Here is a 20584-nt window from a genome sequence, read left to right on the forward strand (position 1 = left end):
GAAATACCAAGGGGATCAAGTCGACCATGTCGCAGCATACGTCCAATTCACTCAGGCCCATGCGCTTCGTCATCGCCGGCGGCGGCACCGCGGGATGGATGATGGCCGCTGCCCTGGCGCGCTTCGCGCCGCCGGGCACGCAGATCACGCTGGTCGAAAGCGAAGCGATCGGCACGGTCGGTGTGGGCGAGGCGACGATCCCGCAGATCCACCTGTTCAACAATGCGCTCGGGATCGACGAGGCCGAATTCGTCCGTGAGACCAAGGCTTCGTTCAAGCTGGGCATAGAATTCGATGGCTGGCTGCGCGAGGGCGATGCTTATATGCACGCGTTCGGGGCGGTCGGGCGCGGAGTCGGCCTGCTGCCCTTCCAGCACTATTGGCTGCGCGCGCGTCAGCTCGGCATGGCGAAACCGCTGATGCGCTATTCGCTGAACGAACTCGCCGCGCGCACGATGCGTATGCAGCGTGGACGCCGAACGCCACAGGCGCCCGAAATGCCTTACGCATATCATTTCGATGCGGGCCTCTACGCCGCCTATCTGCGCCGGCGGGCAGAAGCGAACGGCGTGGTCCGGCACGAAGGTCGGATCGAACGGGTCGAGCAACATCCCGAGAGCGGTGCGATATCCGCGCTCGCGCTCGACGGCGAAAGCGTCGTCGAAGGCGACTTCTTCGTCGACTGCACCGGATTTCGCGCGCTCCTGATCGGCGATGCGCTCGATACCGGATACGAAGATTGGTCGCATTGGTTGCCTTGTGACCGGGCGATTGCTGTCCCGTGTTCCAACGGCGGCGATTTCACGCCCTATACGAAGTCGATCGCTCGCAAGGCCGGGTGGCAGTGGCGTATTCCGCTGCAGCATCGCATCGGCAACGGAATGGTCTATTCGAGCGCGCACTGGAGCGAGGAAGAGGCTGTCGAAACGCTGCTCGCCAATCTCGATGGCGCGCCCCAGGACGATCCACGCCCGCTCCGCTTCACCACTGGTAAGCGTCAGGCAATGTGGCACCGCAATTGTCTGGCGGTGGGGCTGGCCGCGGGGTTCATGGAGCCGCTCGAGTCGACCAGCATCCATCTCATCCAGTCGACGATCAGCCGCTTTCTGGCTGTTCTTCCGTCAGACGAAATCGATCCCTCGATGGTTGATTGGTTCAATGCACAATGCGACTTCGAATGGAGCCGCATCCGTGACTTCCTGATCCTGCATTACACCGCGAACGCCCGCGAGGGGGAGCCATTCTGGGACGAGCTTCGCCAGATGGATCTGCCGCGATCGCTTCATGCCAAGCTCGACCAATGGCGGGCCACGGGATTCATCCACCGCGAGCATGAAGAACTGTTTACCGAAGTGGGCTGGTTTCAGGTGCTTGTCGGGCAGGGGGTCGAAGCGCGCAGCTACAATCCGATTGCCGACGGCTTGCCCGAAAGCGACCTGCAAATGCTGCTCGACGGTACTGAAGCCGCGCTGGTCGAAGAAGTGCGGCAGATGCCCCGACATCTCGATTTCGTCCACCAATTCGTGAACTCCCCCAGCGAGGAAGTGACAGCATGATCCGATTTGCCCTCCCGCTGCTCGCACTCGCATGCGCGCCGGCCGCACATGCGCAGGATTCATCCGCAGAGCAGACTTTCCGCGACCGCGAACCCAGCGAGGAGATCGTCTATTTCGTCCTCCCCGACCGGTTTGAAAATGGCGATCCGACCAACGATACCGGCGACTTCACCGGAGATCGCCTGGCGACGGGCTATGATCCGACGGCCAAGGGTTTCTTCCACGGCGGAGATCTCAAGGGGCTGACGCAGCGGCTCGATTATCTCGAACGCCTCGGCGTTACCGCGATCTGGTTCGCACCGATCTTTCAGAACAAGCCGGTCCAGGGTCCAGAGGGTGACGAAAGCGCTGGATACCACGGCTATTGGGTGACCGACTTCACCCGACCCGACAGCCATTTCGGCTCACGCGAGGAATTCAAGGCCTTCGTCGATGCGGCGCATTCCCGCGGGATGAAGGTCTATATGGACATCATCACCAATCACACCGCCGACGTGATCGGCTATGCCGATGGCGATGCAACGAATTACGAGTATCGCAGCAAAGGCGATTATCCCTATTCGACCCGCGGCGGTCCGGACGGCGCGCCGATCAATCCCGGCTTCATGGGCGATGAAGATTCGAGCGAGGAGAATTTTGCCAAGCTCGTGGATCCGACTTACGCCTATATCCCCGAAGTGCCCGAAGCTGAACGCGACGTAAAAGTCCCTGCCTGGCTGAACGATCCGATTTACTATCACAATCGCGGCAACAGCAGCTTTACCGGCGAAGACAGCCGTTACGGCGATTTTTCCGGACTGGATGATCTGTTCACCCAGCATCCGCGCGTTCGGGCGGGGATGATCGAGATATTCTCCGATTGGGTGCGCGACTTCGGCGTCGACGGGTTTCGAATCGATACCGCCCGCCACGTCGATCCCGGTTTCTGGCAGGAATTCGTGCCCGCACTGGAGAAGGTCGCCGCGGAAGAGGGGATCCCCAACTTCCACATGTTCGGCGAGGTCTACAAGGACATCCCGCAGAACGGGTACATCGCCGAATATACGCGGCGCGACAAACTACCTTCGGTTCTCGACTTCGCGTTTCAGGCATCGATGCGCGAACTGCTGGGGCGCGACAAGGGCACGGTGGTCCTGGCGCACATGTTCGACGGCGACGTGCTTTACGAAGGCGGCGAGGAGGCTGCGCTGGGCCTGCCGACTTTCCTCGGCAACCACGACATGGGCCGCTTCTCGACGCTGATCAAATGGGACAAGCCCGACATTTCGCAGGAGGAACTGCTTCAGCGAGTCATGCTCGGCCATGCGATGATGCTGAGCCTGCGCGGCAGCCCGGTGATCTATTATGGCGACGAGCAGGGTTTCGTGGGCGACGGCAACGACCAGCTTGCGCGCGAGGACATGTTCCCCTCTCAGACCGCCGTCTACAACGACAACGACCTGATCGGCACCGATGCGACCACTGCCGAGAGCAATTTCGACGAGAGTCATCCACTTTTCCGCTTGATCTCCGAGTTTTCGGCGGTGCGTCGAGCGCACCCGGCGCTCACACGCGGCAAGCAGGTGGTGCGTCACTACGAACAGGAACCCGGCATCTTCGCCGCCAGCCGGTTCGATCCTGAAACGGGCGCCGAATACCTCGCGGTATTCAACACGACACCGGCCGAACGGAGCGCGAATGTCTTGGTCGGCTACGATGCGCGCGTGTTCGAAACGCTTGTCGGCGCCTGTCCCGCAACCGTCAGCGCCCCAGGTAGCGCACCGGTTACGCTCCCCGCCTTCGGCTGGGCCGTCTGCCGTGTGTCGGAGGTATCGGAATGAACCGTGCCGATACTCTTGAGGACGCTAGCGTGGCGGTTGCAGACAGACCCTGGTGGAAGGGTGCGGCGATTTACCAAATCTATCCGCGCAGCTTCCAGGATTCCAACGGCGACGGGATCGGTGACTTGCCGGGCATCACCCAGCGCCTGCCGCATGTCGCATCGCTCGGCGTAGACGCGATCTGGATATCGCCCTTCTTCAAGTCGCCCATGAAGGATTTCGGCTATGACGTTGCGGATTATTGCGACGTCGATCCGATCTTCGGTACGCTCGACGATTTCGATGCGCTGGTGGCGCGCGCGCACGAAATGGGCCTGAAGGTGCTCATCGACCAGGTCTATTCGCACACTTCGGACGAGCACCCCTGGTTTGCCGAAAGTCGCGCCGACAGAACCAATCGGAAAAGCGACTGGTATGTCTGGGCCGATGCCAAGCGCGATGGATCGCCACCGAGCAACTGGCAATCGGTATTCGGGGGACCGGCATGGACCTGGGATGCGCGGCGTAGGCAGTATTACCTGCACAATTTCCTCAACTCGCAGCCGCAGCTCAACATGCACAAACCGGAAGTGCAGGAAGCGGTATTGGGCGTGATGCGTTTCTGGCTCGATCGCGGAGTCGACGGTTTCCGTATCGATGCACTCAATTTTGCAATGCACGATCCCGAATTGCGCGACAATCCGCCCGCGCCGGCGACCGACAAGCCGCGCACAAGGCCGTTCGATTTCCAGGTCAAGAAGCACAATATGTCGCATCCCGACATTCCGGCTTTCATCGAACGGATCCGCGCGCTCACCGATGAATATGACGGCATCTTCACCGTCGCCGAAGTCGGGGGGGACGAGGCGGAGGCGGAGATGAAATCCTTCACGGCGGGTGAGGAGCATCTCAACTCGGCATACGGTTTCAATTTCCTCTATGCCGACAAGCTGACCCCCGGTGCGATCTGCGCGGCGCTTGCCGAATGGCCCGACGAAGAGGGCGTTGGCTGGCCGAGCTGGGCTTTCGAAAACCACGATGCACCGCGCGCCACCAGCCGCTGGTGGTCCCCCGCCGATCGGGGGAAAGCGGCGCGTCTGAAGGTGACGCTGCTCGCTGCCTTGCGCGGCAATATCATCCTCTATTATGGCGAGGAGCTGGGACTGACGCAGGTCGATATCCCGTTCGAGCAGCTGCACGATCCGGAAGCCATCGCCAATTGGCCGCTGACGCTCAGCCGAGACGGTGCGCGCACGCCGATGCCGTGGGAAGCTTCTGCCGCGCATTCCGGCTTCACCGACGGCGAGCCCTGGCTGCCGGTCGGCGAAGAGAATGCATCGCGTTCGGTCGAGGCGCAGGAAGCCGACGACGAGTCGCTCTTGCACCATACGCGCGCCATGCTTGCCTTGCGGCGAGCCAATCCGGCACTGCATCACGGTGCGGTCGTACGGTGCGAAACCGTCGGCGATCTCTTCGTCATCGAGCGGCGGGCAGGCACCCAATCGATCCGCTGCTTGTTCAACTTCGGCTCTTTCGCAGTCGCGCCGCCGAGCGATCTATCGAGCGGAACCGTTCTCGCCTCGACCAACGGGGCAACCGCCGCCAGTCTTCCTCCCCTCAGCGCCATGGTGATCGAACTATGAGATTTGCTCCTGTACTAGCTGCCTTCGCAATGTGTCTCGGCGCTCCAGCGCTGGCGGAAGAAGTGGTCTCCTCTCCCGATGGTGCGATCAGCGTCACGGTCGACGTCAATGGCGAAGGCCGGCCCTTTTACCGGATCGACAAGGGCGGCGAAGCGGTGTTCACCGAGAGCCGCCTCGGCTTCCTGCTGACCGACCAGGACAAGCTCGAGCGTCGCCTGACCGTGACCGGCGCGACACGCGCCAGCCATGACGAAACCTGGGAGCAGCCCTGGGGCGAGCAACGTTTCGTGCGCGACCACCACAACGAACTCACCGTTCGCTTCGAAGAGGACAGCGACGACAAGCGGCGCTTCGGCGTAACCTTTCGCGTCTTCGACGATGCGGTCGCGTTCCGTTATGTCTTCGACGACGAGAGCGTGGGCGAAACGCTGCGCATTGCCGAGGAACTGACCGAGTTCAACCTCGCGCAGAACGGCACCGCATGGTGGATCCCGGGCGGCGAATGGAACCGGTACGAATATCTCTACGAGGAAACGCCGATCGACGCGGTCTCGCTGGCGCACACGCCGCTGACCTTCCGCATGGAAAACGGCACGCATGTCGCGATCCATGAAGCCGCATTGGTCGATTTCGCCGGCATGTGGGTCAAGCGCACCACCGGCACCAATTTCCGCGCGACCCTGGCCCCGACCGGTTCGAGCGCGGCGCGCGCGGTGCGCGACCTGCCGTTCGCAACGCCCTGGCGCACGATCCGCGTGAGCGACGATGCCGCGGGCCTCGCCGAAAGCCTGGTCGAACTCAATCTCAACGAACCGAACAAGCTTGGCGATGTCAGCTGGTTCGAACCGCACAAATATGTCGGCGTGTGGTGGTCGCTCCACCTCGACGAGGAAAGCTGGGGCTCGGGCCCGAAGCATGGTGCGACGACCGAGAACGTGAAGCGCTATATCGACTTTGCTGCCGAGCATGGCTTCGAAGGCGTGCTGGTGGAGGGGTGGAACCTCGGCTGGGACGGCAACTGGTTCTTCAACGGCGCCGAATTCAGTTTCACCGAGAGCTATCCCGACTATAATTTCGAGGAACTGGCCCGCTACGCCGCCGAGAAGGGTGTGCCGATCGTCGGTCATCACGAAACCAGCGGCGATGTCGGCAATTACGAAAGCCAGCTCGAAGCGGGGCTCGACCTGATGGCGGCGCGCGGGGTGAAAACGATCAAGTCGGGTTACGTCACCGACGCCTGCAATCTTCGCTACGTGCATCCCGACGGCCGCGAGACGCGCGAATGCACCGAGAGCCAGGTGATGCAGCGCCATCACCTGAAAGTCGTGACTGAGGCGGCGAAGCGCGAAATCGCGATGAACCCGCACGAGCCGGTCAAGGATACGGGCCTGCGGCGTACCTATCCCAACTGGGTCAGTCGCGAAGGCGCGCGCGGCATGGAATTCAGCGCCTGGGGCGTGCCGCCCAACGGGCCGGATCACGTGCCGACCATGGTCTTCACCCGAATGCTGTCGGGTCCGATGGATTATACGCCCGGCATCGTCAGCCTCGAGGGGCGCGGGCAGCCACTGCAGATGACGATGGCGCGGGCACTGGCCGAATATGTGCTGATCTATTCGCCGATCCAGATGGTTGCGGATCTGCCCGAACACTATGCCGAGCACCCCGAACCGTTCCAGTTTATCAAGGACGTTCCTGCCGACTGGGAGGAGAGCCATATCCTCGAGGCCGAGGTGGGCGACTATGTCGTCACCGCGCGCAAGGACCGAAACAGCGAGGAATGGTATCTTGGCGGCGGCACCGATGCCGATGCGCGCGACGTATCGCTGGCACTCGATTTCCTCGATAAGGGCAAGACCTATCGCGCGGAAATTTACCGCGATGCCGACACTTCGCATTTCGAAGGGCCGACGCGGTTCGATATCGTCATCGAACAAATCGAGGTGACGGCCGACGACAGCCTCGACCTGCGCATGGCCCCGGGTGGCGGCTTTGCGGTCCAGCTGATACCCACCGGAGGGTGAGCGAGACCCCACCTCCCCGCGTCGTTGTATTGGGCGGCGGCAGCGCAGGCTGGATCACGGCCTGCCTGCTGCACCACCGGTGGCACGCGCGTGGCGGCGAGGTGACTGTCGTCGAGAGCCCGGAGATCGGGATCATCGGCGTGGGCGAGGGCTCCACCCCGCAGCTCAAGGCCTTTTTCGACCATCTCGGCATCGAAGAAGCCGAGTGGATGGCGGCCTGCGATGCGACCTACAAGCTGGGCATTCGCTTTTCGGGCTGGAGCGAGAGGGAAGGGCACGCAAGCTATTTCCATCCCTTCCCCGGGCCGGTGGATTTGCACACCGAACCGCGCTTCCTGCACAATTGCGCTCTGCGCCGCCGCGGTTTCGACGTGCCGGCCCACCCCGACGACTGGTTCCTTGCCGAGGTGCTGGCCGAGCAGCGCAAAATACCGCATCCGCAGGACAATTTCCCCTTCGCGCCCAGCTATGGATATCATTTCGATGCCCATAAGCTGGGCGCCTTCCTGCGAGAGTGGGCCACAGCGCGGGGCGTGGTCCACAAGTCGCTCAGGGTAACCGACGTCGAGCTTGGGTCCGCGGGCGATGTCGCCGCGCTGCTGTGCGAAGGTGGGGAGCGGATCGACGGCGATATCTTCGTCGATTGCTCGGGATTTCGGTCGCTCCTTGCGCAGCAAAAAATCGGCGCGAAGTTCCTTCCTTTTGCCGAGAACCTGTTCAACGACCGCGCGGTGGTGATGCCCACGCCGCATCGCGAAGCCTTCAAGCCACAGACCGACAGCATCGCGCTGCGCGCGGGCTGGCGCTGGTCGATCCCGCTGACGACTCGCGTCGGAAACGGTTATGTCTATTCTTCGAACTATGTCTCCGACGAAGAGGCCGAAGCCGAGCTGCGGCAGGCGATCGGGATGGAGCACGATGGCGATGTGCGCGTGTTGCAAATGCGCGTCGGCCGGGTCGAGGATAGCTGGACGAGGAACTGCCTCGCGGCGGGCCTGGCGCAAGGGTTTATCGAACCGCTCGAGGCGACCGCGCTGCATATCGTCATCGTCACCGCACTCGATTTCGCCGAGGCTTATGAAAAGGGCGGGTTCGGCCCCGCGCATCGCGACACCTTCAACCGGAGCATCGCGGCCAAATACGAAGGCATTCGCGACTATATCGTGGCGCACTACCGGCTGAACCAGCGCAGCGACACGCAATATTGGCGCGACAATGCAACCAATCATGCGCTATCCGATAATCTCAAGGGCTTGATGACCGCCTGGTTCACACATGAGGACTTGCGCGAGATCAACTTGCGTCAGCACGATGGAAATCCACATTATGCGAACATGAGCTGGCATGCGCTGTTCGCGGGCTATGGCACCTTCCCCCCGCAGCCGAAGATGGTGCCGCTGCCTGCGGGTCTTGCGGGCGCCGACAGGGCGGAAACCCACGCGATGCTCGCCGCCTGCGCCAGCAATTTTGCCGACTACAAGCTTTAGCCGCCGGTGACGCTCATATGGCGGGCGAGCGCTGGCCCATTCCGTTCGATGTCGAAATCGTGTCGCGCCGGCTTGCCCGCCAGCAGCCTGTCGAGAGCGTCGTCCAATGCCTGGGGCCCGCCCGTCCTGATTATGTCGCGCAGTTCGACCTTCTGGTCATGTCCAAGACAGCCATAGACCGTCCCCGTTGCGGCGATGCGAATGCGATTGCATGCGGCGCAGAAATTATCGCTCAGTGGAGTAATCATCCCCAGCCGGGTGCCGGTCTCGGCGACATCGAAGTAGCGCGCCGGGCCGGCGGTGCGGTGGAGGGACGGAAGCAGCGTGAATGTCTGCTCGAGATTCCTGCGCACTTCGTCGAGCGGCAGGTACGCTTGCCGCCGGTCGTCCTCCACATCGCCGAGCGGCATCGCCTCGATGAGCGCAAGGTCGTAGCCTCGCTCGCCGCACCATGCGAGCAAGTCGGGAAGCTCGTCATCGTTGACACCGCGCATCGCGACGGCGTTGACACGAATCGCCAGCCCTGCCGAGCGTGCTGCCTCTATGCCCTGCATCACCTGCTCGAACGCATCGCGACGCGTGAGCCGGGCGAAGCGGGCCGGGTCGAGCGTATCGAGACTAACGTTGACCCGCCGCACGCCCGCGGCGAACAGCTGCTGTGCCATGTCGGGCAGGCGCGTTCCGTTGGTGGTAAGCGTCACCTCCTCGAGACCGTGACCAAGCATTGCGCCCAGTTTCTCGACCAGGTCGACAATACCCTTGCGCACCAGCGGTTCGCCGCCGGTTAACCGGATCCGCTTCACGCCGCGTCCGACGAGGTGTCGGGCGAGAGTCTCGATTTCCTCGAATGTCAGGAGGTCACGGCGCGGGAGGAATTCCATTTCCTCGGCCATGCAATAGGTGCAGCGCAGATTGCAGCGGTCGGTGACCGAGAGGCGAATGTAATCGATACGGCGGCCATGTGCATCGCGCATGGGTTCGATCTACACGCAGTTGGGCGTTCGCCAAACCGGATTTCGTCGACCCTAGCCGGCGTTGCTCAGCCGGGCGAAAAGCGCCGGATGGGGGTCGGCAGCGCGAGCCTTGGTCATGGCGGCGGCCATATCCGCCGAGATGAGAATTTCGGCACTTTGAGCGCGCGCTTCGCTGAGGCCTACGGAGATCTCGTAAGTCCCTGAAGGCACTGCGAAATCGCCGTTCTGTTCGAACCGCCCGAGTTGAATACCCGTCACGTCGAACAGCAAGCGTCGGCTGTCGCCGGCGACCAGCGATACGCGCTGGAAATCCGCTAGCTCGCGTGTGCCCTGACCGGTGTCGGTGGGACGCCGCAGATAGAGTTGGACGGTTTCGGTGGCCTCACGATTGCCGAGATTGTGCAGTACCGCGGTCACCGCGATGCGCGCATGGCCAAGCTCGAATGCGGTATCGGTTAAACCACACTCGCAATAGCCGAGGCCGTGGCCGAAGGAGAGACCCTCGCGACCTCTTTCGATCATGGGCGCGGCCAGACGGCCGCGCGGCGCGCATTCCCCGGTAAGCACTTCGGCGATCGCATGTCCCGACATGCTGCCCAATTGTCCCGCATGCAGGACGCATGCTAGTTTCCGGCCGGAAATCTCGGGGTCGAGCGGGTGCGATCCCAGCGTCACGAGCACGACGTTGCGATTGGCCGCCCGCACGGTCTCGAGCATTGTGCGCTGAGCTTCGGATAGTGCAGCGCCTTCGCCAAGCGCGACGATGATGGTCTGCGCCCGGCGTGCGGCCTCATTCGCCATCCCGATCGCCATCCGGTCGGCATCGATCAGCGCACCGGCATCCGCGCGCAAATCTTCCTGACGCAGGGCGAGACCGGGCACGTATTGATAATCGAGGCCCAGCGCATCCAGGCCATCGATCAGGCTTGCGCCTTCCTGGGATGAATCGCCGGTCGGCAAAGAGCGATCCTTCGCCGCCTGTCCGATCACGAGGATTTTGCCCGAATCGACGCTTAGGGGGAGCAGGGCGGGATCGTTGCGCAGCAAGACGATGGCAAGGCGCGCGGCATCTTGCGCTATCGCACGGGCGGAGCCAGCCGCTTCGCCATCGCTCTTGCGACCATTTTCGGATGCGGTGCGAAACAGACCCAAATCGTATTTGGCGCCGATGATCTTGCGCACAATATCGTTGAGGCGATGAACCGATAGGCGGCCCTCATGCACGGCGGCAACCACTGTCGCGACCGAAATTCCCGCGTAAGGAACTGCTGAGAGACTCTGATCGGTGGCGCGGGCGATTTCCGCCCATTCGGCAAGATCGATCCCTTCGAACCCTCCGACTCCTCCGATCGAAACTTCTGCGGCGGAGTCGATCTCGCCGATATCCGGAGTGTGGCCGATCAAGGGACCGAGGGCGACACTGCCCGGCAATGATTCGCGCAAGACCCCGGCAACAAGACGAAGCTTTTCACCAGGCCGGTGGATATCGCGTCGGCGCACCCAGGAAGGATCGTCGGTTCGCAGGCAAGCCAAAATGCCGGCGGCTCCCGCGCTTCCGGATTGAAGACCGCGCACAGTGGCTGAGGCGAGGCGCCGCGCCAGCACCCCCGATGCGCCCCAACTGTCGGAAAGATCCTCGGTCGAGGTCGAAACACACAATGATACGTCGGGAGCGAGCAACCAATTGGTTCCATTGCCGATCGCTTCGCTAGCAAGCGCGCCGGTGCAGCGCTCGACCACATCGGCATCCCAGCTGTTCGCGAGCGCAAAAGGCGCGGGCATCACCACTGCTTCGCCGCGCCCGGGCTCGTCGACGACGAAAAGGGGAATTCCCGATCTTGTTTCTTCGGTCGCCAGTCGCTGGAGTTCGGCAACAAGGCGGGGCGCGCCCTTGCAAATGAGGCCGCCGAGTTGCCCGGCCCGTAGCCGATCGCGCGCATGCTCGATCTCGGAGGTGTCGTCATCCTCCGCCAGGCGTAGCAGCACGAGTTGGCCGGCCCTTTCCTCCAACGACAGTATGTCGAGCAGGTCTTCGACGAAACGCTTGCGCTGGGCAGCGTAATCGGTGGGGCGGCCAGGCATGACACCCCGGTATTGCCCCGATAGATGAAGATATGGTTTGGACGGCGGTCCGCGCCGTGAAAGTGCCTCTTTCTACAGTGCAAGCGGGGTGGCGATTTACAGATATAAAAATACCTTTATATGCTGCGGATGAATGCGAACCGAAACTATCTGTCGCGCTCTTGCGGACTCGACGCGCCTCAGGATCATGCGCCTGCTTGGCTCGATGGAGCTTGCGGTGGGCGAGGTCGCGCAGGTGCTCGGCCAAAGCCAGCCGCGCGTTTCAAGACATATCGGTATACTGTGCGACGCCGGTCTGGCGGAACGCCGGCGCGAGGGTAGCTGGGTGTTCCTGCGCGCCTGCGCCAATGGCATTGAGGCACCACCGCTTTGCGCCGCCATTTCCGATCTGCTGGTCGAAGCCGAGCGGGCCGATCCGCAATTTGCGGAAGAGTGCGAACGCGATCGCCGCAAGCTGGCCGAAATCCGTCAGCATCGCGAGAGCGAAGCGCAGGCCTATTTTTCCGAGCATGCGCATGATTGGGACGAACTGCGCCGATTGCACTCCTCCGACGAGGCGGTCGAGGCGGCGCTGGCCAAGGCGCTGGGCGAAGGCCCGCTCGGTCGTCTGCTCGATATCGGGACCGGCACGGGACGTATGGCGGAGCTGTTCGCCGAGCGTGCGGAGCGGATCGTGGCGCTCGACAAGAGCTTGGCGATGCTGCGTGTCGCGCGCGCCAAGCTCCAGCATTTGCCGGCCGAGCGCGTGGAACTGGTGCAGGGCGATTTCGCCAGCCTTCCTTTCGCCGTGGAAAGCTTCGACACGGTACTTTTCCACCAGGTTCTTCACTTCGCGCAAAATCCGGATGCGGCGCTGGCCGAGGCGGCACGTGTGACACGATCGGGAGGCCGGATCGCGATCGTCGATTTCGCTGCGCACCAGCGCGAGGAACTGCGCGACCGCCACGCGCATGCCCGACTGGGCTTCGAGGACAGTCAGATGGAGGGATTGCTGAGCGAGGCCGGTTTCGATCCTCACCCGCCCACCGCGCTCGGCAATAAGGAATTGGTGGTCAAAATATGGATCGCGCAACGGTCCGCCTCGGACAGAAAGGCAGCTTCGTGAGCCCCACGATCGATCAGATGCGCGAGGCCCAGCGCGCATTGGAGACCCCGCTGTTTTCCGGTCTTCCGGGAGATATCGAAGTGAGTTTCGAATTCTTCCCGCCGAAGAACGCGAAAATGAACGAGACGTTGTGGCAAAGTGTCGAAACGCTCGCTCCGCTTGGACCCCGTTTCGCCAGCGTCACTTATGGCGCAGGCGGCTCGACCCGCGAGCGCACCCATCAGCAGGTCGTGCGGATCCAGAAGGAAACGGACATCCCCGCCGCAGCGCACCTCACCTGCGTCGAGGCTACGCGCGAGGAGGTCGATGAGGTCGCCCGGCACTACTGGGAAGAGGGCATCCGGCATATCGTCGCGCTGCGCGGCGATCCGCCCGACGGGCAGTCGAAATACGCTCCGCATCCCGGCGGCTATGCCAATGCCGTCGAACTGGTCGCCGGGCTGAAGCGGGTCGGCGATTTCGAAATATCGGTCGCCGCCTATCCCGAAATTCACCCGGATTCGCCTGATTCGCAGGCGGATATCGACAATCTCAAGGCGAAATTCGATGCGGGAGCGACTCGCGCGATCACCCAGTTCTTCTTCGATCCACAATGCTTCTTCGCCTTTCGCGACAAGGCGGCGGCAGCGGGAATTGAGGGCGAGATCGTGCCGGGCATCATGCCCGTTCTGAGCTTCGCCGCGGTGCAGCGTATGTCGGGCCTGTGCGGCACGGCCATTCCGCACTGGATGGAAGGGATATTCAACGGGCTCGACGATCGTCCCGAAGCCCGCAAGCTCGTGAGTGCGACCATCACGGCGGAACTATGCCGCCGCCTTTATGCGGGCGGCGTGCGCCAGTTCCACTTCTACACTCTCAACCGCGCCGAGCTGAGCTATGCGATCTGCCATATGCTCGGCCTGCGCCCGAAGGCATGACCATGTCGAAACGCCAAGAATTCGAACGCGCCGCTAGCGAGCGTATCCTGATCAAGGACGGTCCCTATGGGACCGCGATCCAGCGTGCCGGGCTTTCGCCGGAAGATTACGCCGCGGGCACGGCGCTGGAGCAGGAACAGAAGGGCAATAACGATCTGGTCAATCTGACCCAGCCGCAGGTCATTCGCAGCATTTGCGATACCTATATCGATGCCGGCGCGCATATCCTTGCGACCAACACCTTCAACGCCAACCGCATCAGCCAGGCCGATTACGGCGCCGAGAAACTGGTGCATGAGATCAATGTCGCGGCAGCGCGCATCATCCGCGAGGCGATCGACGCACGCGAAGACGGCGTGCCGCGCTTCGTCGCAGGCGCGGTGGGCCCGACAAACAAGACGCTCTCGCTCTCTCCCGATGTCGAAGACCCGGGATTTCGCGAGGTCACTTACGACGAGATCGTTGCCGTATACGTCGAGCAATGCCGCGCTCTCGTAGAAGGCGGGGCCGATTTCATCCTAATCGAGACCGTTTTCGACACGCTGAATTGCAAGGCGGCGATCATGGCGGTCAAGCAGCTCGAGCGCGAGCTCGACCGCGATATCCCGCTGATGATCTCGCTCACTCTGACCGATCTGTCGGGACGAAATTTGTCGGGACATACGGTCGAGGCGTTCTGGTATACTGTGCGCCACGCGAAGCCGCTGACCATCGGGCTCAATTGCAGTTTTGGCGCAGAACAGCTGCGGCCGCATGTCCAGCTGTTGTCCGACATCGCCGATACCTGGCTGATGGCCTATCCCAATGCAGGGCTTCCCAACGATCTCGGCGAATACGACGAAATGCCCGAAACCACCGCCGCGCTGACCCGTGTTTGGGCGGAGAATGGCAGGGTCAACGCGCTGGGCGGCTGCTGTGGCTCGACGCCTGCGCACATCGCGGCCATGGCCGAGGCGGTTGAGGGACTGTCCCCGCGCACCCTGCCGGCGCCTGATGCCGACATGCGACTGGCGGGCCTCGAATCCTTCACGATTGCAGCATGACCTCAACCCAATCGAAAAAGGCCTTGATCCGCGAGGCTGGCGCCGGCGATCCGGAGCGCTTGTCGCTGGTCGCGAACGCCACCTTTCTCGAAACCTTTTCGGGACTGATCGATGGGGACGCGCTGGTCGTGCATTGCGAAAAAGCGCATGCACCCGCGCGTTTTGGCGATTTGCTGGCCGCGGGTGCCCGGGCCTGGTTGGCGGAAACAGACGGCGCACCAATCGGATACGCATTGCTTACCGAACCCGAACTCGACGCTGCACGAGACGGCGACGTGGAGCTCAAGAAAATCTACCTGCTTTCGCGCTTTCATGGCAGCGGCATTGCGCGCCAACTGTTCGATGCTGCACTTGCGGGAGCGCAAGGTAACACCCGGCTGGTGCTCGGCGTGAAGGACGACAATCGCCGTGCCATCGCTTTCTACGCCAAACAGGGTTTCAAGCAGATAGCCACCCGCCGCTTCGATGTCGGCGGCATCCTTTATGACGACGTCGTGCTGGCGCGCGATCTCGAGCGGACCTTGCCTCATGAATGAACTTACCACCGCCCGTTTCGTCAATATCGGCGAACGCACCAATGTCACCGGCTCGGCCCGGTTCAAAAAGCTTATCATGGCGGGCGATTACGACACTGCAGTCGAGGTCGCCCGCCAGCAGGTCGAGAACGGCGCGCAGGTGATCGACGTCAACATGGACGAAGGCCTGCTCGACGCCGAAAAGGCGATGACGACCTTCCTCAAGCTGATCGCTGCGGAGCCCGATATCGCGCGCGTGCCGCTGATGATCGACAGCTCGAAATGGGATGTGATCGAGGCGGGGCTGAAGTGCGTTTCGGGCAAGCCGATCGTCAATTCGATCAGCATGAAGGAAGGCGAAGAGGAATTTCTCGCGCACGCCCGTAAATGCATGGACTATGGCGCTGCCGCCGTGATCATGGCCTTCGACGAGACGGGACAGGCCGATACCAAGGACCGCAAGGTCGAAATCTGCACCCGCGCCTATGAGCTTCTGACGGGCATCGGCTTCCCGCCCGAAGACATCATTTTCGACCCGAATATCTTCGCCGTGGCGACGGGGATCGAAGAGCATGACCGTTACGGGCTCGACTTCATCGAGGCGGTGACGGAGATCAAGGCGGCCTGCCCCCATGCCAAGACTTCGGGCGGCCTGTCGAATCTGTCTTTCAGCTTCCGCGGCAACGAGACGGTGCGCCGCGCGATGCATTCGGTTTTCCTCTATCACGCGATTCCCGCCGGGCTCGACATGGCGATCGTCAATGCTGGGCAACTCGACGTCTACGACCAGATCGATCCGCAACTGCGCGAGGCCTGCGAAGATGTGATCCTGATGCGCCGTCCGGATGCGACCGAACGCCTGATAGAGTTGGCCGAAAGCTATAAGGGCAAGAGCGCGGCCGACGAAAAGGCGGCGGAGGAATGGCGCGGGTGGGAAGTGAAGCGCCGTCTCGAACACGCCCTGGTCAAGGGTATCGATGCGCATGTAGTCGCCGATACCGAGGAAGCGCGCCAGCAGTATGCGCGGCCCATCGAAGTCATCGAAGGCCCGCTGATGGACGGGATGAACGTGGTCGGTGACCTGTTCGGATCGGGCAAGATGTTCCTGCCGCAGGTGGTCAAATCCGCGCGCGTGATGAAAAAGGCGGTCGCGCATCTCATCCCCTTCATCGAGGCGGAAAAGGAAGAGGGCGCAAAGGCCAAGGGCACGATCATCATGGCGACCGTGAAGGGTGATGTTCACGATATCGGCAAGAACATCGTCGGGGTGGTCCTGCAATGCAACGGCTACGAAGTGATCGACCTCGGCGTGATGGTGCCATGGGCGAAAATTCTCGAAGCGGCGAATGAGAACGATGCCGACATGATCGGCCTGTCCGGGCTCATCACCCCTTCGCTCGACGAGATGGTCACCGTCGCCGAAGAGATGAAGGCGGCGAACATGACCATGCCGCTGCTGATCGGCGGGGCGACCACCAGCAAGGTCCACACCGCGCTCCGCATCGATCCCGCCTATGACGGGCCGGTCATTCACGTACTCGACGCCAGCCGCGCCGTGGGTGTGGCAAGCCGATTGCTGTCCGACACGCAGCGCGATGAATTCGTGGAAAAAATCGAGGCCGATTATATCCATGTACGCGATACGCGGGCGGGCAAGGGGCAGAGCGAGCTGCTCAGCCTGGAGGACGCACAGGCCAATTTCTATGACGCCTATCTGTCGGACAAGGCCGCTCCACCCTTGCAACCGGGCGTCCACGCTTTCGAGGACTGGGATCTGGCCGAACTGCGCGATTACATCGACTGGACGCCCTTCTTCCGCGCCTGGGAATTGCACGGGACTTATCCCAAGATCCTCGACGACGAGGTAGTCGGCGAAAGCGCGCGCAACCTCAAGGCCGATGCCGATGCCATGCTCGAGCGGATCATCGCCGAAAAATGGTTCACCGCAAAAGGCGTTGCCGGCTTCTGGCCCTGCGCCCGCGACGGGGACGATGTCACAATCCACGATGCCGAAGGCGAGACGCACACTGTCCTTCCGTTCCTGCGCCAGCAGGTGAAGAAATCGCGCGACCGGGCCAATATGTGCCTCTCCGACTTCATCGATCCGGCAGGCGACTGGATCGGCGGGTTCGCCGTCGGCATTCACGGAATCGAGGAGCATTCGAAAGCCTTCCTTGCCGAGAAGGACGATTACTCGGACATTCTCCTGAAGGCGCTGGCCGATCGTTTCGCAGAAGCCTTTGCCGAGCGACTGCATCAGCACGTCCGCACCGATCTGTGGGGCTATGCGCCGCAGGAACAGCTCACCAACGATGCGCTGATCAAGGAAAAGTATCGCGGCATACGCCCGGCGCCCGGCTATCCCGCCTGTCCCGACCACAGCCTCAAGCCGATCCTGTTCGACCTGCTCGATGCCGAAGCGAACACCGGGATAACCCTGACCGAGAATTTCGCCATGTATCCCACGGCAGCGGTAAGCGGATTCTATTTCGGGCATCCCGAGGCCCAGTATTTCGGGGTGGCACGGATTGGGCGCGACCAGCTGGAAGACTATGCGCAACGCCGCGGGGTCGATATGCCGACCGCGGAAAGATGGCTGCGCCCCAACCTCGACTGAACCGCGTCCAGCCGACACTGGCGCACAGCTCGCGCCTCGCCCTCGGCGGCGGGGCCTTGCTGACGCTGGCTTACGCAATGCTCTGGGTGGTCGTCCCCTATCAGCCGGAGTTGGTCGAGGCCTTGTGGTTTCTGCCCGGCGTCGGCGTGGTTGGGGCGATCATCGCCAATGCCAGCGGCACCGGAGGCGGCGTCGTTTTCGTTCCCGTATTCAACGCCTTGCGCGAACTCGGCACGATGGCGCTCGATCCCTTGCAGGTGGTTGCGGTGTCGATGGGCATCCAGGCTTTCGGGATGAGTCTGGGCAGCTTGCGCTGGACCGACCGGCTTTATCACCAACACGAGACCGCCGGGCTCGAAGCGCGTACGCGCGTGGGCGATTATTGGCAGGTCTGTTTCGCCGTACTTGCCTTGTCGCTTCCGGCGATGCTCGCGACGCAGCGGTTGATCGCCTTCGACGCGCAGGCTGTGCTGTTCGGCTACAAGTCGTTCTCGATCCTGCTGGGTCTTGCGCTGATCGTGGCGACCTGGACGGTCAACCGTAGCGCCCCCGAACGGCCCGAACTGGCCCGTGCCGATCTGGTGGTTTTGCTACTCATCGCCATCCCCGGCGGGGCGATCACCGCGCTGTTCTCGGTCGGCATCGGCGAACTGGTCGCGTTCTACCTATTCCTGCGTCACTACCCGATGGTGCTGTGTGTCGGCACCGCCTGCGTGATTTCGGCCGTCAGCTGTATTGCCGGCCTCGTGTGGCATGTCGAGGCGGGTACGGTGCAGTGGGAGGTCGTACTACTCTCGGCGCCCGGCGCGATGCTCGGTGCCTTCCTTGCCCGGCCCATCGCCCTGTGGCTCGGCGCGCGGCGCCTGAAGACGGCGGGCGGGGCCTGGATTGTGCTGTCGGCGGTCTATTTGCTGGTATTGAACCGCATCTGAAGATTGACCGCGCCGCGGTTATCGCGCAGGGCATTCCGTGCCGGTTGCAGAGCCGATTCTGCGGCAGGCGCGCATGGGAGAGTTCGGATGGCGAGGTCCATCCGGCGCCGAAGGAGCAACCGCCCCGGAAACTCTCAGGCTAAACGGACCGTGCGCTCCATCGGCACTCTGGAAAGCGCCCCCGGTAACGGGGGCCACCGAAGGGGTAAGCGCGCTCATCTGCGCGTCAGTCTCTCAGGTTTCCCGACAGAGGGGGCATGGGTTTGTTAGGCGTTCTCGAGGGGCGCGCCCATGCTTGCGAAGGACGGGACTTGAGCGACGAAACCGAAGATACGATTGCCGAAACCGAAGCGCTGCCGCTCGATGCATGGCATCGCCGCAAGGGCGCGCGCATGGTGCCTTTTGCCGGCTATTTCATGCCGATCCAGTACGAAGGCATTGTCGCAGAGCATAACTGGACCCGCACCCAGGCGGGCCTGTTCGACGTCAGCCACATGGGCCAGCTGATCGTCGCCGGTGACAAGGCTGCCGAGGAACTCGAGAAGCTGCTCCCCGGTGCGATCGCATCGCTCAAGCCAGGCAAGGTTCGCTATTCGCTGCTGATCGACGAGAACGGCGGCATCCTCGACGATCTGATGGTCACCAATGCCACGCCCTGGATCGAAGGCGACGAGGAAGCGGGGACCGAGGGGCACTGGGGCGAACCCGCCTTTTACCTCGTGGTCAACGGCGCGACCAAATGGGACGATATCGGCCATTTACGTGAACATCTCGATGACGACGTCACGCTCACCCATATAGACGAACATGCGCTGATCGCGCTGCAGGGGCCGAATGCGGCCACGGCCCTGAACCGGGTGATGCGCAATGTCATCGACGACATGGTCTTCATGGAAAGCGTGTGCCACGACTTCGGCGAATGGCCGCTTCGGATAACACGTTCGGGCTATACTGGCGAAGACGGCTTCGAGATCTCGGTCCCGGCCGAATTCGCCGAGAGTCTGGCCGACCGGCTGTGCGCCGAAATCGAAGTGCGTCCGATCGGGCTCGGCGCGCGCGACAGCCTGCGCCTCGAGGCCGGCCTGCCGCTCTATGGCCACGACATCACCACCGACACCGATCCCGTCTCCGCCGATCTCGGCTTCGCGCTGACCAAGCGCCGTCGCGAGGAAGGCGGCTGGATGGGGCACGAGGCCGTTGCCAAGGTCCTCGCCGCCGGACCCGGACAGAAACGCGTCGGTCTTGCCCTCGACGGGCGGATGCCGGCGCGCGAGGGCGCGCTGATCTACTCTGGCGACACACAGGTCGGCCGTGTCACTTCGGGCGGCTTTTCGCCGACGCTCGAACGGCCGATCGCCATGGGTTACGTCGATGCCGCACTCGCCGATGAGGGAACCGATCTCGAAGTCGAGGTTCGTAACAAGAGACTGCCGGCGAAGGTCGCCAAGCTGCCCTTCGTCCCCCATCGCTATCACAGAGGGAAATGACTGGAATGGCCCGTTACTTTACCGACGAGCATGAATGGATCGACGTAGAGGGCGACACTGCCACCGTCGGAATTACCGATTACGCGCAAGGCCAGCTGGGCGATATCGTCTTCGTCGAGCTGCCCGATGTCGGCAGCGTGATCGACAAGGGCAAGGATGCTGCCGTGGTCGAAAGCGTCAAGGCGGCAAGCGATGTCTACGCCCCGATCAGCGGCGAGATCATGGAGACCAACGACGCGCTCGAAGACGATCCGGCGCTGGTCAATACCTCGCCCGAGGAAGACGGCTGGTTCTTCAAGATGACCATCGGCGACAAGTCGCAATTGGAAGGCCTGATGGACCAAGCCGCCTACAAGAGCTTTTGCGACGGGCTTTAGAAAGGTGTGATCCCCTGCGTAGGCTG

Annotated in this window: 15 protein-coding genes and 1 riboswitch; of the genes, 13 read left to right on the forward strand and 2 right to left on the reverse strand. The window is 62.5% G+C overall.

Annotated elements, in window-relative coordinates:
• The first annotated feature begins 26 nt into the window (after nucleotides 1–26).
• Genes ACQY4G_RS07610 through ACQY4G_RS07630 form a run of 5 tightly spaced genes read left to right on the forward strand, consistent with a single transcriptional unit; the run spans nucleotide 27 to nucleotide 8509 of the window.
• The gene (locus tag ACQY4G_RS07610) at nucleotides 27–1556 is read left to right on the forward strand and encodes a tryptophan halogenase family protein (protein WP_421989968.1); all 1530 of its coding nucleotides are present in this window, start codon (nucleotides 27–29) and stop codon (nucleotides 1554–1556) included.
• Complete coding sequence (locus ACQY4G_RS07615) at nucleotides 1553–3376, forward strand: alpha-amylase family glycosyl hydrolase (protein WP_421989970.1); 1824 nt, start codon at nucleotides 1553–1555, stop codon at nucleotides 3374–3376. Before ACQY4G_RS07610 ends, ACQY4G_RS07615 begins: the two co-directional genes overlap by 4 nt.
• Nucleotides 3373–4998, forward strand: coding sequence for an alpha-amylase family glycosyl hydrolase (locus ACQY4G_RS07620; RefSeq protein ID WP_421989972.1), 1626 nt, complete (start codon nucleotides 3373–3375; stop codon nucleotides 4996–4998). Before ACQY4G_RS07615 ends, ACQY4G_RS07620 begins: the two co-directional genes overlap by 4 nt.
• Entirely contained in the window at nucleotides 4995–7022 is a 2028-nt protein-coding gene (locus ACQY4G_RS07625; RefSeq protein WP_421989974.1) for a glycoside hydrolase family 97 protein, read from the forward strand. The genes ACQY4G_RS07620 and ACQY4G_RS07625 overlap by 4 nt, the downstream gene beginning before the upstream one ends.
• Nucleotides 7019–8509, forward strand: a complete 1491-nt coding sequence (locus ACQY4G_RS07630; RefSeq protein ID WP_421989976.1) for a tryptophan halogenase family protein — start codon at nucleotides 7019–7021, stop codon at nucleotides 8507–8509. Before ACQY4G_RS07625 ends, ACQY4G_RS07630 begins: the two co-directional genes overlap by 4 nt.
• On the opposite strand, the gene moaA is transcribed toward ACQY4G_RS07630, so the two are convergent.
• Nucleotides 8506–9483, reverse strand: coding sequence for a GTP 3',8-cyclase MoaA (gene moaA / locus ACQY4G_RS07635; RefSeq protein WP_421989978.1), 978 nt, complete (start codon nucleotides 9481–9483; stop codon nucleotides 8506–8508). The two genes, ACQY4G_RS07630 and moaA, sit on opposite strands and share 4 nt — an antisense overlap.
• Before the next feature lie 51 nt (nucleotides 9484–9534).
• Nucleotides 9535–11565, reverse strand: coding sequence for a glycoside hydrolase family 3 C-terminal domain-containing protein (locus ACQY4G_RS07640; RefSeq protein WP_421989980.1), 2031 nt, complete (start codon nucleotides 11563–11565; stop codon nucleotides 9535–9537).
• Between the two features lie 133 nt (nucleotides 11566–11698).
• On the opposite strand from ACQY4G_RS07640, the gene ACQY4G_RS07645 reads away from it, so the two are divergent.
• From ACQY4G_RS07645 to gcvH, 8 genes are all read left to right on the forward strand, one after another.
• Complete coding sequence (locus tag ACQY4G_RS07645; RefSeq protein WP_421989982.1) at nucleotides 11699–12670, forward strand: ArsR/SmtB family transcription factor; 972 nt, start codon at nucleotides 11699–11701, stop codon at nucleotides 12668–12670.
• A gap of 17 nt (nucleotides 12671–12687) precedes the next feature.
• Nucleotides 12688–13587 (forward strand): methylenetetrahydrofolate reductase [NAD(P)H], encoded by a 900-nt coding sequence (gene metF / locus ACQY4G_RS07650; RefSeq protein WP_067693618.1) that lies wholly within the window; start codon nucleotides 12688–12690, stop codon nucleotides 13585–13587.
• A gap of 2 nt (nucleotides 13588–13589) precedes the next feature.
• Nucleotides 13590–14630, forward strand: a complete 1041-nt coding sequence (locus ACQY4G_RS07655) for a homocysteine S-methyltransferase family protein (protein WP_421989984.1) — start codon at nucleotides 13590–13592, stop codon at nucleotides 14628–14630.
• Complete coding sequence (locus tag ACQY4G_RS07660; protein ID WP_421989986.1) at nucleotides 14627–15166, forward strand: GNAT family N-acetyltransferase; 540 nt, start codon at nucleotides 14627–14629, stop codon at nucleotides 15164–15166. The genes ACQY4G_RS07655 and ACQY4G_RS07660 overlap by 4 nt, the downstream gene beginning before the upstream one ends.
• Nucleotides 15159–17762: a methionine synthase gene (metH, locus tag ACQY4G_RS07665; protein ID WP_421989988.1), complete on the forward strand. Its 2604-nt coding sequence runs from the start codon at nucleotides 15159–15161 to the stop codon at nucleotides 17760–17762. Before ACQY4G_RS07660 ends, metH begins: the two co-directional genes overlap by 8 nt.
• Nucleotides 17738–18694: a sulfite exporter TauE/SafE family protein gene (locus tag ACQY4G_RS07670; RefSeq protein WP_421989990.1), complete on the forward strand. Its 957-nt coding sequence runs from the start codon at nucleotides 17738–17740 to the stop codon at nucleotides 18692–18694. Before metH ends, ACQY4G_RS07670 begins: the two co-directional genes overlap by 25 nt.
• A 64-nt stretch (nucleotides 18695–18758) precedes the next feature.
• A riboswitch (glycine riboswitch) is annotated at nucleotides 18759–18855 on the forward strand.
• Between the two features lie 150 nt (nucleotides 18856–19005).
• Complete coding sequence (gene gcvT, locus ACQY4G_RS07675; RefSeq protein WP_421989992.1) at nucleotides 19006–20181, forward strand: glycine cleavage system aminomethyltransferase GcvT; 1176 nt, start codon at nucleotides 19006–19008, stop codon at nucleotides 20179–20181.
• Between the two features lie 5 nt (nucleotides 20182–20186).
• Nucleotides 20187–20558 carry a glycine cleavage system protein GcvH gene (gcvH, locus tag ACQY4G_RS07680; RefSeq protein WP_067693523.1) on the forward strand — a complete coding sequence of 124 codons (372 nt, stop codon included), beginning with the start codon at nucleotides 20187–20189 and terminating at the stop codon, nucleotides 20556–20558.
• The last annotated feature ends 26 nt before the right edge of the window (nucleotides 20559–20584 follow it).

The organism is Qipengyuania sp. (assembly GCF_965277845.1).
In the GTDB taxonomy this organism is placed as follows: domain Bacteria; phylum Pseudomonadota; class Alphaproteobacteria; order Sphingomonadales; family Sphingomonadaceae; genus Qipengyuania.

Coding starts and splice junctions, on each gene's coding strand:
- ACQY4G_RS07610 (WP_421989968.1), top strand. CDS start 27: ATGTCGCAGCATACGTCCAATTCACTCAGGCCCATGCGCTTCGTCATC.
- ACQY4G_RS07615 (WP_421989970.1), top strand. CDS start 1,553: ATGATCCGATTTGCCCTCCCGCTGCTCGCACTCGCATGCGCGCCGGCC.
- ACQY4G_RS07620 (WP_421989972.1), top strand. CDS start 3,373: ATGAACCGTGCCGATACTCTTGAGGACGCTAGCGTGGCGGTTGCAGAC.
- ACQY4G_RS07625 (WP_421989974.1), top strand. CDS start 4,995: ATGAGATTTGCTCCTGTACTAGCTGCCTTCGCAATGTGTCTCGGCGCT.
- moaA (WP_421989978.1), bottom strand. CDS start 9,483: ATGCGCGATGCACATGGCCGCCGTATCGATTACATTCGCCTCTCGGTC.
- ACQY4G_RS07640 (WP_421989980.1), bottom strand. CDS start 11,565: ATGCCTGGCCGCCCCACCGATTACGCTGCCCAGCGCAAGCGTTTCGTC.
- ACQY4G_RS07645 (WP_421989982.1), top strand. CDS start 11,699: ATGCGAACCGAAACTATCTGTCGCGCTCTTGCGGACTCGACGCGCCTC.
- metF (WP_067693618.1), top strand. CDS start 12,688: ATGCGCGAGGCCCAGCGCGCATTGGAGACCCCGCTGTTTTCCGGTCTT.
- ACQY4G_RS07655 (WP_421989984.1), top strand. CDS start 13,590: ATGTCGAAACGCCAAGAATTCGAACGCGCCGCTAGCGAGCGTATCCTG.
- ACQY4G_RS07660 (WP_421989986.1), top strand. CDS start 14,627: ATGACCTCAACCCAATCGAAAAAGGCCTTGATCCGCGAGGCTGGCGCC.
- metH (WP_421989988.1), top strand. CDS start 15,159: ATGAATGAACTTACCACCGCCCGTTTCGTCAATATCGGCGAACGCACC.
- ACQY4G_RS07670 (WP_421989990.1), top strand. CDS start 17,738: ATGGCTGCGCCCCAACCTCGACTGAACCGCGTCCAGCCGACACTGGCG.
- gcvH (WP_067693523.1), top strand. CDS start 20,187: ATGGCCCGTTACTTTACCGACGAGCATGAATGGATCGACGTAGAGGGC.